16 protein-coding genes are annotated in these 13841 nt (G+C 45.2%); 11 read left to right on the forward strand and 5 right to left on the reverse strand.

Annotated features, from left to right (window positions below; all coding sequences use genetic code 11):
• Window positions 1-238: 238 nt before the first annotated feature.
• Genes R7Q38_RS14625 through R7Q38_RS14640 form a run of 4 tightly spaced genes read left to right on the forward strand, consistent with a single transcriptional unit; the run spans window position 239 to window position 2657 of the window.
• Window positions 239-589, forward strand: a complete 351-nt coding sequence (locus R7Q38_RS14625) for an ArsC family reductase (RefSeq protein ID WP_005380431.1) — start codon at window positions 239-241, stop codon at window positions 587-589.
• Between the two features lie 18 nt (window positions 590-607).
• Window positions 608-1744 (forward strand): succinyl-diaminopimelate desuccinylase, encoded by a 1137-nt coding sequence (dapE, locus tag R7Q38_RS14630; protein ID WP_005380429.1) that lies wholly within the window; start codon window positions 608-610, stop codon window positions 1742-1744.
• Window positions 1745-1758: 14 nt separating this feature from the next.
• The gene (locus R7Q38_RS14635) at window positions 1759-2457 is read left to right on the forward strand and encodes a M15 family metallopeptidase (protein WP_239939073.1); all 699 of its coding nucleotides are present in this window, start codon (window positions 1759-1761) and stop codon (window positions 2455-2457) included.
• Entirely contained in the window at window positions 2454-2657 is a 204-nt protein-coding gene (locus R7Q38_RS14640) for a DUF2897 family protein (protein ID WP_005380425.1), read from the forward strand. Before R7Q38_RS14635 ends, R7Q38_RS14640 begins: the two co-directional genes overlap by 4 nt.
• A 106-nt stretch (window positions 2658-2763) precedes the next feature.
• On the opposite strand, the gene bamC is transcribed toward R7Q38_RS14640, so the two are convergent.
• The gene (gene bamC / locus R7Q38_RS14645) at window positions 2764-3783 is read right to left on the reverse strand and encodes an outer membrane protein assembly factor BamC (RefSeq protein WP_005380424.1); all 1020 of its coding nucleotides are present in this window, start codon (window positions 3781-3783) and stop codon (window positions 2764-2766) included.
• 80 nt (window positions 3784-3863) lie between these two features.
• Window positions 3864-4742, reverse strand: a complete 879-nt coding sequence (gene dapA / locus R7Q38_RS14650) for a 4-hydroxy-tetrahydrodipicolinate synthase (RefSeq protein WP_005380422.1) — start codon at window positions 4740-4742, stop codon at window positions 3864-3866.
• Between the two features lie 475 nt (window positions 4743-5217).
• Between dapA and R7Q38_RS14655 the strand changes: the two genes are divergently transcribed.
• Complete coding sequence (locus R7Q38_RS14655; RefSeq protein WP_005380420.1) at window positions 5218-5760, forward strand: glycine cleavage system protein R; 543 nt, start codon at window positions 5218-5220, stop codon at window positions 5758-5760.
• Between the two features lie 16 nt (window positions 5761-5776).
• Window positions 5777-6247, forward strand: a complete 471-nt coding sequence (bcp, locus tag R7Q38_RS14660) for a thioredoxin-dependent thiol peroxidase (RefSeq protein ID WP_151515043.1) — start codon at window positions 5777-5779, stop codon at window positions 6245-6247.
• Window positions 6248-6324: 77 nt separating this feature from the next.
• Here bcp and R7Q38_RS14665 read toward each other — a convergent pair whose 3' ends face one another.
• The gene (locus R7Q38_RS14665) at window positions 6325-7398 is read right to left on the reverse strand and encodes an AI-2E family transporter (RefSeq protein ID WP_005389843.1); all 1074 of its coding nucleotides are present in this window, start codon (window positions 7396-7398) and stop codon (window positions 6325-6327) included.
• Between the two features lies 1 nt (window position 7399).
• Window positions 7400-7636, reverse strand: a complete 237-nt coding sequence (locus tag R7Q38_RS14670; protein WP_005380414.1) for a sulfurtransferase TusA family protein — start codon at window positions 7634-7636, stop codon at window positions 7400-7402.
• 257 nt (window positions 7637-7893) lie between these two features.
• Between R7Q38_RS14670 and R7Q38_RS14675 the strand changes: the two genes are divergently transcribed.
• From R7Q38_RS14675 to R7Q38_RS14690, 4 genes are read left to right on the forward strand one after another with little or no spacing between them, the layout of a single operon-like run.
• The gene (locus R7Q38_RS14675; RefSeq protein ID WP_005394337.1) at window positions 7894-9345 is read left to right on the forward strand and encodes a tetratricopeptide repeat protein; all 1452 of its coding nucleotides are present in this window, start codon (window positions 7894-7896) and stop codon (window positions 9343-9345) included.
• Between the two features lie 16 nt (window positions 9346-9361).
• Entirely contained in the window at window positions 9362-9712 is a 351-nt protein-coding gene (arsC, locus tag R7Q38_RS14680) for an arsenate reductase (glutaredoxin) (RefSeq protein WP_005380410.1), read from the forward strand.
• Window positions 9713-10282 carry an NAD(P)H:quinone oxidoreductase gene (wrbA, locus tag R7Q38_RS14685; RefSeq protein ID WP_005380409.1) on the forward strand — a complete coding sequence of 190 codons (570 nt, stop codon included), beginning with the start codon at window positions 9713-9715 and terminating at the stop codon, window positions 10280-10282.
• 22 nt (window positions 10283-10304) lie between these two features.
• Window positions 10305-10745: a DUF2069 domain-containing protein gene (locus R7Q38_RS14690; RefSeq protein ID WP_005380407.1), complete on the forward strand. Its 441-nt coding sequence runs from the start codon at window positions 10305-10307 to the stop codon at window positions 10743-10745.
• Window positions 10746-10885: 140 nt separating this feature from the next.
• On the opposite strand, the gene R7Q38_RS14695 is transcribed toward R7Q38_RS14690, so the two are convergent.
• Window positions 10886-12094, reverse strand: a complete 1209-nt coding sequence (locus R7Q38_RS14695; protein ID WP_154205103.1) for a DUF2066 domain-containing protein — start codon at window positions 12092-12094, stop codon at window positions 10886-10888.
• 365 nt (window positions 12095-12459) lie between these two features.
• On the opposite strand from R7Q38_RS14695, the gene R7Q38_RS14700 reads away from it, so the two are divergent.
• On the forward strand, window positions 12460-13713 hold the full coding sequence (locus tag R7Q38_RS14700) for a uracil-xanthine permease family protein (protein WP_005389855.1): 1254 nt from the start codon (window positions 12460-12462) through the stop codon (window positions 13711-13713).
• The last annotated feature ends 128 nt before the right edge of the window (window positions 13714-13841 follow it).

Raw genomic sequence — 13841 nt, forward strand, 5'->3', positions numbered from 1 at the left:
GTTGCGTTTGATCAATAACTCGACTTTTCCATTTGATTTAGACGAATTTTTATTCGATTTATAGCGCATTCATCGTAAATAAGTTATGTGACATTAGTTATCTCAATCTATCTGAAAATATTTTCCACCGCATTTTGTCAGTTTGATTGCTTCTTGATAGGATGCTTTAACAGCCCAAATCACTTAAGTGCGTCTTAACCGCGCCAGTGAAAAATAGAACAAAGAAAAAGGAAACACTATGTCGATTACCATGTTTGGTATTCCCAACTGCGATACGATCAAAAAAGCCAAGAAATGGTTAGAAGCCGAGGATATTGCTTACGACTTCCATGACTACCGTAAGCAAGGCATTGATGCAGAAATGGTAAGTGAATTTTGTCGCGCTTTAGGTTGGGAACAGGTGCTCAATAAACGTGGCACAACCTACCGCCAATTAGCGCAAGAGCAGAAAGACACACTTAACGAGGAAAACGCCATCGCTCTTTTGGTAGAAAACCCTGCGATGATTAAACGCCCAATTTTAAAAGTGAATGATCAACTTCATATCGGTTTTAAAGCTGATCAATACGCTAGCATTTTCAACTCTTAAATAAAGGAATACTCAAGGATGACAGACAGTCCAGTATTGGCACTTGCTAAAGATCTGATCAGTAGACAGTCCGTAACGCCGGAAGACGCAGGTTGTCAGGATTTGATGATCGAGCGCTTAAAAGCACTCGGGTTTGAAATTGAAGTGATGGTATTTGAAGACACCACGAACTTCTGGGCTCGACGTGGTTCAGAAGCGCCGCTATTTGCGTTTGCTGGCCACACCGATGTGGTACCAGCTGGCAAATTGGAACACTGGAATACACATCCGTTTGAACCGACCATTATTGATGGTTACTTGCATGGCCGCGGCGCAGCTGACATGAAAGGGTCGCTAGCTGCTATGGTCGTTGCTGTCGAACGCTTCATTGAAGAAAACCCAGACCACAAAGGCTCAATTGGCTTTTTGATTACGTCAGATGAAGAAGGGCCATTTATCAATGGTACCGTTCGCGTTGTAGAAACGTTGATGGAACGTGGTGAGAACATCGATATGTGTATTGTTGGTGAACCATCCAGCACCGACGTGGTTGGCGATGTAGTGAAAAATGGACGCCGTGGATCCATCACTGGTGATTTAACGGTAAAAGGAACACAAGGTCACGTGGCCTACCCTCACCTAGCCAGCAATCCAGTGCACGAGTCTCTACTCGCGATTCATGAACTCGCGACGACAGAATGGGACAAAGGGAATGATTACTTCCCACCGACCAGTTTCCAGATCCCGAATGTATCGGCTGGCACTGGTGCGTCTAACGTTATTCCTGGCGAGTTCCATGTTCAGTTCAACCTACGTTTTAGTACTGAGCTTAACAATGACGCAATTGTTCAGCGTGTTACCGAAACATTGGACAAGCATGAGCTGGACTACGACCTAAAATGGACATTCAACGGTGACCCATTCCTGACCGATACGGGCGCACTGCTAGACGCGGTTGTAGCTGCTGTGGCCGAAGTCAATGATACGAAGCCAGCGCTACTTACAACTGGCGGTACTTCTGATGGTCGTTTTATTGCTCGAATGGGAGGTCAAGTCGTAGAGTTAGGTCCTGTTAACGCTACGATTCATAAAGTGAACGAGTGTGTGAAAGTCGACGATCTTGAAAAGTTGACGGACATGTACGAAAACACGTTGAAACACCTATTGGCGAAGTAATCAGCGAGAACACAATGACACCAGAGCAACTCACCGGAATCACTGATTCTCATCTTCAATCCACACTAGTGGGGCAAAAAGCGTTTCTACTCCACCCTGAAGTGGCTGACGATCTGCTAAAGATGATTGAAGCGGCAACAGAAGCAGGTTTCAAAATGGAAATCGCCAGTGGTTTTCGTGACTTTAATCGCCAAAAAGCCATCTGGAACGGGAAGTTTTCTGGTGAGTTGCCAATTCTCGACATCAACTCCCGCCCTTTGAATAAAGCAGAGTTAAATGACAAAGAGAAATTGATGGCCATTTTGCGCTGGTCGGCATTGCCCGGAGGAAGTCGTCATCATTGGGGTTGTGATTTTGATGTCTATGCGCGCAATTTATTGCCTGCTGACACAAAACTCAAGTTGGAACCTTGGGAGTATCTCGAAGGCCACCAGCAGGCGTTCTACCAATGGTTAAAAGCCAACCTTGGTCGGTTCGGTTTCTTCTTTCCTTATCAGCACGATTTAGGTGGCGTTTCGATTGAGCCTTGGCACATTAGTCACCGCGCTGTCGGGCAGCAATGCCTCGAGCAGTTGACGCTTGATGTACTCAGAAGCCAGTTGATTAAACAAAATCAGACCGACAACATTGCAGGGATTGACGTCATACTGAATAATTTGGATAACGTCGTTGCCAAATTTATTCACAATATCACGCCGCCGGAGGCTCTATGATAGAAATACTAACCAATCCTTGGGTCATTATTATTGTAGTGTTGAGCGTGGTCATTGGTAATATTGCCGCACTCAAATATACCGCAAAAATGAAGTTTGGTCAGATGGATAAAAGCCGTAAGAACGATTTAGATAAGCTGAACACATTGGATAAACAGCGCTACGCTGAAGAAGATAAAAACAAAAACGAGCCTCGTTAGTTACTCACCAGCTTCATCTCGACACATTTAATCTAAACATCAAAAAAGGGACCACTAGGTCCCTTTTCTATCATTAAGTAAACACGCCGCGTTAAGCTCGCTTTGTTTACTGCTTCACTGTTGCAGCCAATACAGGCGCTAGTGATTTCAAAAACTCTTCTTCTACTGGCTTGCCAGAGGAGTCGGTGATATTGATAGACGTACGGTTGCCTAAATCACCAAGTAAGAATGTGTACTTCCCAGCGGCTAACTCCACTGGTTTAACGCCGATATCGTTCCAGAATTCATCATCCGGAGACGCATATTTCGCAGTGATTGTGCCCTGAGACTGGCTACGCTCTTCAATCTTAAAGCCCATCTTAGGTAGAATATTAGGCAGACGTTGCCAAAGCATGTTGTATTGCGCACGCGCGATAATCACAGGAAGTCCGCTGCGGTCTTTACCCATTGTGATTGGGATCTGTTTAACCAACTCTTGCGCTTTACGCTGTGCTTCTTCACGCACTTCTTGGTCGTAGCGAGCGGTGACCAAGTTCGTCATGAATACATTGTAGCGCTCACGGTTGGTCGCCGTTACTTCTTTCACTTGATTGCCTTCACGCCAGTCAATAAGGCTCACCTTAAAGCCGTGTCGACCATTTGCTTCAGCGCGTACGATTTCATATCGGCTGCCAATTTCTAGCTCTTCATCTGGCGAATCCCAAGTCACCCATCCTGTCTCGATGCGAGAGTCTGTTTGGCTTTCAACTGGAATCTCGTTAGCCGCGACCATGTTTTGCACCGTTTGCCAAACTTTATCTAGTTCATCTTTACGAAGTAGCCAAAGTGTCACTTCACCATCACTACTGCGGTCTAGACGTGCACCGGGAATAAGCTCTAGGACTTGTTGAGGTGGACGAATGTCGACATCTTTACCGACACCACCAGCGTAGTTACCCTGAGGGATCTCGTAGTTAGGGTAAAACTGAGGCTGTGCACCCTGTGGGACATTCCACTCACCCAAATTTGGGGAGTTCAAATACTCGAAGTCATCTTTTGCTTGACGACGTTGATTGGCACCACCTGAACAGGCAGTCAATACGAATACAGCTAATGAACTTAACACTAACTGGCTTGAAAGCTTCATCTATACTCCTAAAACACCGAGGGCGCTTTGGCCCCCAGTATGAACTTCAATCCTAGTAACTCAATCTTAATAGCTCAATCTTAATAAATATGGGCGTCTGTTAGCGCCTGCTCGACGATCGGCTGCGATTTTTCAGAAAGCGTAGTTAAAGGAAGACGCAAACCACCTTCTTCAATCAAACCAAGCTTTTGCGCTGCCCATTTTACTGGGATAGGGCTTGCTTCGATGAAAAGGTTTTTGTGTAGAGTCATCAAGCGTTGGTTAATCGCTTCTGCTTCTTCGTACTTACCTTCACTTGCCAAATGGAACATGTCTGCCATGTCTTTAGCTGCAATATTGTTCGTTACCGAGATAACACCATTGCCGCCAAGTTTCACAAAATCCAGCCCTGTCGCATCATCGCCACTTAGTAAGATAAAATCTTCGCCACAAAGTTCACGATGAATTGCAATTCGTTCCAAATCGCCCGTTGCATCTTTTAGAGCCACGATATTATCAAGCTTTGACAAGCGTGCCACTGTTTCTGGCTGCATATCAACAGCAGTACGGCCTGGTACGTTGTACAAAATTAGAGGCACATCACTCGCTTCGGCAATTGCCTTGTAATGTAGAAACAAACCCTCTTGAGTTGGTTTGTTGTAATACGGTGTCACACTCAGGAAGCCAGCAATACCAGAATCAGCCAGTAATTTGCTAAATGTTACTGCCTCATGGGTTGCATTTGCACCCGTGCCAGCAATCACAGGGATGCGACCGTCGGCAAACTCAACAGTTTTATTAACGACCTTTACATGCTCTTCAATGGTCAGTGTCGCTGACTCACCTGTTGTGCCTACTGCCACAATACCGTCTGTACCCGCTTCAACGTGGTACTCTACTAGCTTTTGCAGACCGTCAAAGTCTACTTCGCCATCTGCTTTGAATGGCGTAATCAGCGCTACGATACTTCCTGAAAACATGTTTATCTCCCTCATTTAACTCTTTCTGCATGGTACTTTAATGCGATTGAAAAACACAAGAGCGTAAACTCGCTTACAAAGTACAAATGAATGAATAATTACCAGTTGTTAGAGGTCTAGCAACTTAATTGCTCTATTTGGTTTGATTAACGGCAATATTGATAATCGTGTTGGGCTTTCGAGTGACTTTAGAATCTATCAGTGATTTGGAAAATACTGAAGAGCACAAGCAAGGAAAATATACTCTTTGGTCTTGTTAGCCAAGTCAGCTCTAAGTGAATAAAACGGCCAGACAATAGGCGAGCGCATCATGCAAACGTTTTGTTTATCCTACAGCCTGCATTTACTGTTTATTTCCCACCACTCCCCTCAACATCCTCCTGCTTTTTATAGACTAAAAAAGAACTGGCTCGATATTTCTTCGCAATATCTGTGCTAACATCTCTCTATTGAAGAAAGGACAAGAAGCTCATTTATGAAGCAACATCTGGTACTTACAGCAGTTGGAACGGACCGTCCAGGCATTTGTAACCAAGTCGTACAGCTCGTTACTCAAGCTGGTTGTAACATAGTCGATAGCCGTATCGCTATCTTTGGCAGCGAATTTACGCTGATCATGCTCCTGACTGGGAACGCCAGCAGCGTGACTCGAGTTGAAACGCAATTGCCCCTGCTTGGCCAAGAACATGACCTTATTACGATCATGAAACGCACAGCGGCGCACGAACTGCTCGATAACAGCTACACCATGGAAGTGTTTATTGAGTCTGAAGACCGCCCTGGGCTAACTGAAAAATTTACTAAGTTCTTCGCTGATCAGCAGATTGGTTTAGACTCTCTTAGCGCGCAAACCATCAGCAAGTCGAAAATTCAACTCGATTCTGACCAGTTTCATATTGCGATTACTGCATCTGTAAGCGCGGATTTTAATTTGATGCAGTTACAAGAAGACTTCGATGAACTTTGTAAGTCGCTCAACGTACAAGGTTCTCTGAATTTCATTAAAAACACACTATAAAGTAAAGGAAATCAAAATGAATACGCTGACAGCAGGCTCGCCAGCGCCAGCCTTCTCTTTGCTCGACCAAGACGGAAATACCGTTTCTCTTGAAGACTTTAAAGGCAAGAAAGTACTTTTCTACTTTTACCCTAAGGCGATGACGCCGGGTTGTACTACACAAGCAAAAGGCCTTCGTGACATCAAAGCTGAACTCGATGCACATAACGTGGTGGTACTCGGCGTAAGCATCGACCCTGTAAAGCGCCTAGGCAAGTTCATCGAGCGCGATAATTTAAACTTCACTCTGCTTTCAGATGAAGATCATGCCGTTGCAGACCAGTTCGGCGTTTGGGGCGAAAAGAAATTCATGGGCAAAGTATACGACGGTCTTCACCGCATTAGCTTTCTGATCAATGAAGAAGGCGTGATCGAACACGTGTTTAACAAGTTCAAAACCAAAGATCACCACGAAGTCGTATTAAACTACTTAAACGAAAACGCTTAAACGCTATTGTTTTTCTACAAACAAAAAGCCCAGCAAACTGCTGGGCTTTCTTTTAACCATCGTACCTTTGGTAACAACTACTCTTGTTCGACAGGTTCGTTTTCTTCCGTGCTTGGTAATGCATGCCATACGGCTTTGACTAATGTCGCTAAAGGAATGGCAAAGAACACCCCCCAAAAACCCCACAGCCCACCAAAGACTAATACAGCCACAATGATAGCAACTGGGTGTAAGTTTACTGCCTCGGAAAACAGAACAGGAACCAAGACATTACCATCCAGCGCCTGGATAATACCGTAAGCAAGCAACAACCAATAAAACGGAGGCGTTAAACCCCATTGAAACAAACCAACGATGGCAACAGGCACAGTAACAGCCGCCGCACCGATATAAGGAATCAAAACCGATAGACCAACGGCTACGGCAAGCAACGCCGAGTAACGAAGATCTAAAAGGGCAAAAGTTACGTAGCTCACACCGCCCACGATTAAAATCTCTAACACTTTACCGCGAATGTAATTTGATATCTGCTCGTTCATTTCATGCCAAACTTTATTCGCCAATTTACGGTTTTTCGGCAGAATACCGCTTGCGATTCGCAGCATTTCTTCTTTGTCTTTAAGCAAAAAGAAGATCAGAAGTGGCACTAAGATCAAATATACCGCTAGCGTTGCAATGCTAACTAATGAAGCAAGCGACCCTTTGACGACACTTTCACCCAGCCCCAATGCTTGGTTTTTGGCGTTCGTCACCACGGTTTCTACTATTTCTAAATTGGCTAGTTCAGGGTGGCGCTCTGGCAATGTGACAATAAATTTTTGTAGCCCGTTGTACATGTTCGGAATATCGTTAATTAGATTACCGACCTGAGTCCAAATCGTCGGAACCAAGCCAAACAACGCAATTAACATTAACCCGACAAAGACCAAGATCACGATAATAACCGACAAAGTGCGCGGCACGCCCATACGACACATTTTGACAACTGGCCATTCAAGTAGATAAGCCAAAACGATCGCGACAAGTAATGGCGCAATCAAGTGTCCAAAGAAGTAAATGGTGATAAAGCCAAACAGCAAGATCGCGACGAGACTTACTGCGTGAGGGTCAGAGAAACGTCGTTTATACCAACGACTAACCATTTCAAACATCTTATGCGGATTCCTTATTGAAGACAGTCAATGTGTAGTGCTCTGATGTAGATTGGCAATCAACCGAGTACCCTTGGGCACTAAGATAGTTCACAATGTCTCGTTTAGAGCTGTTGTCCACCACTTGAATGACAAGTTGATGATACTGCTTTGCTTCTCCTTGAAAGACCTCAGCAGCATGACGCTTTGCAAGTAACAGTGCCATAGGACAACGTTGCTCACGCAAATCAAGTAACATGGATTCCATTGTATTGCTCTGCACTTATGATAGGGTTGTATTGTAACGGCTTTTTGAGCTGGTGCTAGCACTTCTGACATGATTTAACCACATGCTGAAATAGCTCGGATGTAAAATAATTTACGAAACCAATTCATTTATTTCCGGTCTTACTGTTAGCTTATATCCTCACGGATAACCAAAACGTATGTGGCGCTGTTAATAGGCTCTCGACCTGTAACCACATGCTTATGTATTTTGGAGAACCTTTTAAACGTATGTTAAAACGCACTCGCTCGCTAGTTTGCTTATGTCTTGCTGCTGCCATCAGTTCGCCGACAACTTATGCCAATAGCATTGACTTGCCAGACATTGGCACAGCTGCTGGTGGCACGCTTTCAATAGACCAAGAGTTGATTTATGGCGACGCCTATATGCGTATGCTCAGAGCCAGTAAACCTATCGTTAATGACCCTGTCATCAATGAATATATTGACTCTCTTGGGCACAAATTAGTGGCCAATGCGAATGATGTAAAAACGCCGTTCCACTTCTTTATGATTCGCGACCGTAATATCAACGCGTTCGCGTTTTTTGGTGGCTATGTAGCGCTGCATTCTGGGTTGTTTCTTCATGCTCGTTCAGAAAGTGAGCTGGCCTCTGTTGTCGCTCACGAGATAGCGCACGTCACACAACGTCATCTTGCTCGGAGTATGGAAGAACAAGCACGCCGCTCTCCGGCCACATTAGCCGCACTTGCGGGGGCACTACTGCTTTCAATTGCCTCACCCGAAGCGGGGATGGCTGCAATTACAGCAGCAACCGCGGGCAACATGCAAAGTCAAATCAACTACACTCGTGCAAACGAAAAAGAAGCGGATCGCTTTGGTATTTCGACACTAGCAAAAGCCGGTTTTGATGTTCAAGCAATGCCAAGGTTTTTTGGCCGTCTTGCTGATGAGTATCGTTATGCGAGTAAACCGCCACCAATGCTCCTGACTCACCCTCTGCCTGAAGACCGAATTACCGATAGCCGTGCGCGAGCAAGAACCTATCCTCCAATGCGTGTTGTGCCTTCAATAGACTATCATCTAGCTCGCGCGCGCATTGTGGCTCGTTACGCTGGCATTGATGGACAAGCCGCCCTGAGCTGGTTTGAGAGAACCCAAAAGAAAGCCTCTGCGGACATTACACCTGCTTTTGATTATGGTCGAGCACTCGTGCATTTAGACAATAAACGCTTATCTCAAGCGGAACCAATTTTGAAAAAGTTACTGGAACAAGACCCAAGTAACCCGTTTTACTTGGACGCTATGACGGATTTATACATCGAGAAGAAGCAGCCAGAAAAAGCAACCGAGATGCTCCGCAAAGCGTTATCTCGTAACCCTCAAAATAAAGTATTGACCATTAACTACGCCAATGCGCTACTTGAGGACAATAAAAACGATCAAGCCACGCGAGTTCTTCAAAGATACACTCATGACTATCCTGAAGATACAAATGGCTGGCACCTAATATCGAAGAGCTACCACGCGCTGGGGCGTAGCGATGAAGAGTTGGCTGCTCGAGCAGAAATTTTGGCATTGCGAGCAAATTGGAATAAAGCGATTCAATATTATAGTGAAGCAAGTAAAATGGCCAAGTTGGGCAGCTTAGAGCAAGCGCGATACGATGCCCGTATCGACCAACTCATGATCCAAAGAGATCGATTCATGGCATTACAATAACGAAATGGAGAAAACCATGTCAGTCGTGATTTATCACAACCCTCGTTGCTCAAAGAGCCGTCAAACACTTGAACTGCTTGAGCAAAATGGTGTTACACCGGAAGTCGTCAAATACCTAGACACACCACTTAACGTGGATGAACTAAAAGCGCTGTACGCCCAGCTTGGCTTTTCATCTGTACGTGAAATGATGCGCACTAAAGAAAGTGAATATAAAGAGCTTGGCTTAGGCGAAGACTCCGTCAGCGATGAGCAATTATTCGAAGCAATGGCGAAAAATCCAAAGTTGTTTGAGCGTCCGGTTGTCGTTGCTAACGGCAAAGCAAAAATTGGTCGCCCACCAGAGCAAGTGTTGGATATTTTATAAATGGATTGCCAGATCCTTATTTTGTATTTCAGCCGTCATGGCTCGACAAAACAACTGGCAAGACAAATAGCAAGAGGAGTCGAATCGACTCCTCAATGCCAAGCAATTTTGCGTACAGTTGAAGAATTGTCACCTCACTCACACTCCCCTTCTGATCCAATTGTTACTCTAGAGGAACTAAAAACGTGCGACGGTCTAGCGTTTGGCAGTCCCGTCTGGTTTGGCAACATGGCTGCGCCTTTAAAGCACTTCTGGGATCAGACTACATCTTTATGGGTCAGTGGTGACTTAATCGATAAGCCTGCTTGTGTCTTTACCTCTTCGTCCTCAATGCATGGTGGTCAAGAAACAACGTTACAAAGCATGATGACCCCTTTATTGCATCACGGGATGATGGTTTTGGGCATTCCTTATTCCGAGCCAGAGTTACACACTACGCAGTCTGGAGGCACTCCGTATGGCGCCAGCAGTGTAGGCCATGAGGCAACCCTAAGCAGTGAAGAGATTCGCCTGGCACAACAATTAGGCAAAAGGCTGGCAACTGCAGCGTTAAAACTAAAAGTCTGTTAGTAAAATCAAGGATAGTTAATCGATGTCTGACTCTTTAGACCAAACACCACTCGGTACACAGGCTAAAACCTATCGTTACCTGGCTTTATTTGGCAACTTAGCCTTATTAGCCTGGGTCGCTATTTGGCAGCTTGCGTTATCCCCTCACCCTCACCTCAGCAGCACAACACTTGCTATTGCTTGGTGTATTCCGCTACTACTTCCGTTGCCTGGTATTTTAGCTGGTAAGCCTTACACTCATGCTTGGGCTAACTTTGTTCTTATGCTGTATTTCTTGCATGCGCTGACCATCCTTTATGTGGATGGCGGTGAACGCTGGCTTGCGGCAGTGGAACTGATACTGACTTCACTCGGTTTCGCTGGCAATATTTTGTTTGCTAGAGCGAGAGGCAAAGAGCTAGGTCTTAAGTTGAAACGCCTCTCTCAAGTAGAAAAAGAAGAAAAAGCGAAATTCAATAAATAACGCCAATCGCAGTCAATCACTGATCATTGGTTCGAATACGAATTTAGAAAACAAAAAGAGTCGCTATTGCGACTCTTTTTTATGCTTACCACATTGGTCTTTGATCCTTGCGTTTCACGCCTGGAACGCTACCAAGGCGATTACGATGCCGAGCGCCACTCGTAGATCAAGTCATACTGTTCTCGGACAGGCTCCACAATCATCGGCTGAGTTGGCTGTGTTTCGTCACTTGCTTCTGCCACAACATTTACTGGTACTTCAGGCTGCGCTTCTTTTGGCGTCGCGGCGTCTTTTGCTTCATTACTCTGAACCAATGGGTCTTCTTCTTGAGTTGAAGCTGGGGCATCAACTTCACCTAAAGGATCTTCAAAAACCATTAATTGAGAAATAGAAGAAGCTTCTTTCTCAAAAGCTTGTTGTGATGCCAAAAGGTGGATGTTGAGCGTTAACTCGTCCCCTTGAACACGCTTAATCTCTGTACCCGCAACCGAATTAAGTTGTTTTAACGCATTCTCTAAACGGAAGAAGTCCGTGGCAGAGGTTACATTGAGGACTTTCACTGCTAGCGCTTTTGAAGACTTTCCTGAAACCACAACTGCACTCTTACTTGCATAGTAGTCTGCGATGCCATCCACCATTTCTGCAATAGCATTAGCACCTGATGCAGACCCGCTACGCGGAGAACGTTGCGCTTCTACAATTCTCGTTGGCGACTGGTCGTAGAGTGTCCAACGAATTTGTTCACCTTGAGCTCGTACAACCAAAACGGCGTCAGCTGGATAGCGCTGGCTGGCTTGACCAATTGGCTCAATAAAGCCGCCCCAAAGATCAGAGACATTAACACCGGTTACATCATCAAAATCCCCAACCGGGATAGTGATTGGTAGGCCTCTTAGTTTCGCTGCGCTACGAAGTGCTGCAACATTTGAAGATTCAGAATGCTCCCACGCAATGTTACGATCGTAACCCTGTTCTTCAACCATCCAAACTAAAATATTGGCACGATTTGGCGACCAAGATGGCAATTGTGCTTGTGTTAAAAGAGAGCTGATTTGGTCGTTGTTAAACAACATTTTTAGGCTCGCTTTTCCATCAACCTGCCCATAGCTCAGTTGAGAAATGTAACGCGCACTTGAGCTGAGTGCCTTTTTAATCACTGGATTGCTTAAAGAGGATTGAGAACCGGTCGCTCGAACAATCACATCCTGCATACCTTGTTGACGAGCCAAAGACTCACCGTCGTTCTGCTCACTGTCGATAACCACTTCGGCACGATAGATATCCACCTGAGTTAATGCATATACTGGTAGGGACAACCAACCTATCAGTAAGAGAGCTAAATAGCGCATAGTTTTTATAATCCTCTGAACAAGAACCCGAATAATAAGCAACTATCAAATCTTGAGCAAGGCAAGTACTGAGTAAATTGTCTGTATTATGACCAGCTTTGTTAACTCGGGCCTCAACCAGCGCTTCAGTGCTATTTTTTATAATAAACTCATTGCTTATTAAGCTATCTCAACAAGTTAGGCTGTCCATTTTTAATCTTCACGCAAGACACGTAAAAGAGGACAATTTGCAAGCAAGCAACTCTCAAAAGTGCTATTTATGAGAAAAATTCAATCGAAAGTTTGATCTATGCAATATTGCAAACGATTGCAGGATGATAGTATTCGCCGGATTTGTCTGCGTATCTTGAAAATAGGGAATTATTATGAAAAACGCGTTACAAGGCGCTCAAATGCTCTTTGTCGCTTTTGGTGCTTTGGTGCTTGTGCCGCTCCTAACTGGCCTTGATCCAAACGTAGCCCTCTTTGGTGCCGGTGTCGGTACTCTCCTCTTCCAATTAATGACTAAACGTTCTGTTCCCATCTTCCTTGCCTCTTCTTTTGCGTTTATTGCTCCTATTATGTTCGGTATCCAAACTTGGGGTATCGGTGCAACGATGGGCGGCTTGATGGCAGCGGGCTTAGTTTATGTGGCTCTAGGGGCGATGATCAAAGTGCGCGGTGTTGGATTTATCCATAAAATTCTCCCGCCTGTTGTCGTTGGCCCTGTGATCATGGTTATCGGCCTTGGCCTTGCCCCAACAGCAGTGAACATGGCGGTAGGTAAAACTGGTGATGGAGCTGCACAGCTAGTTAATGGTGATGCTGCGATCATTATCTCGGCGGTCTCACTGCTCACAACCATTGTACTCAGCGTTTTTGCAAAAGGCTTTTTGAAGCTCGTTCCTATTGTTGGTGGTATTCTTGCTGGTTACTCTGTTTCTCTATTCTACGGTGTGGTTGATTTCACTCCCGTAGAGCAAGCGGCTTGGCTAGCCATGCCAAACTTCACCGCGCCAGAGTTCAATATCAACGCAATTTTGTTCATGATTCCTGTCGCTATCGCACCTGCGGTTGAACACGTAGGTGACATGCTTGCTATCTCAAACGTTACAGGTAAAAACTACCTGAAAAAACCAGGCCTTCACCGCACAATCGCAGGTGACGGGGTGGCAACTATCGCAGCTTCGATGGTGGGTGCTCCACCAAACACCACTTACAGTGAAGTAACAGGAGCGGTAATGCTAACCAAAGCATTTAACCCTGTGATCATGACTTGGGCAGCAATCACCGCAATCGTACTTGCATTGGTAGGTAAGCTAGGTGCGGTTCTTCAAACGATTCCAGTTCCTGTCATGGGCGGCATCATGATTCTGCTGTTCGGCTCCATCGCAACGGTAGGCCTCAACACACTGATCAAGAATAACGTTGATTTGCATAAGTCTCGTAACCTAGTGATTGTTGCCGTAACACTTGTGTTTGGTATTGGTGGTATGGCTTTCGGTATTGGTGAGTTCAGTCTACAAGGTGTGAGCCTATGCGGTATCGTGGCAATTATTCTTAACCTTGTGCTACCAAACGATTTAGGTGAAAACCACGTTGTGGATAACGCACAAATGGAAGAAGAAAGCGCGAAATAGTACGTCTTCGCCGCTTTATTAGGTGGCGTGTCTTACTTTTCTCCTCTTGTAGATGTAAATTACCACCTTCTAAAGAAGGTGGCTTTGTGTGAGCCCCCTAAAAGGGGGCCTTTGTTTAGTCCAGCGCC

Origin of the sequence: Vibrio sp. Vb0598 (assembly GCF_033338935.1) — a bacterium.
Classification (GTDB): Bacteria; Pseudomonadota; Gammaproteobacteria; order Enterobacterales; family Vibrionaceae; genus Vibrio; species Vibrio alginolyticus.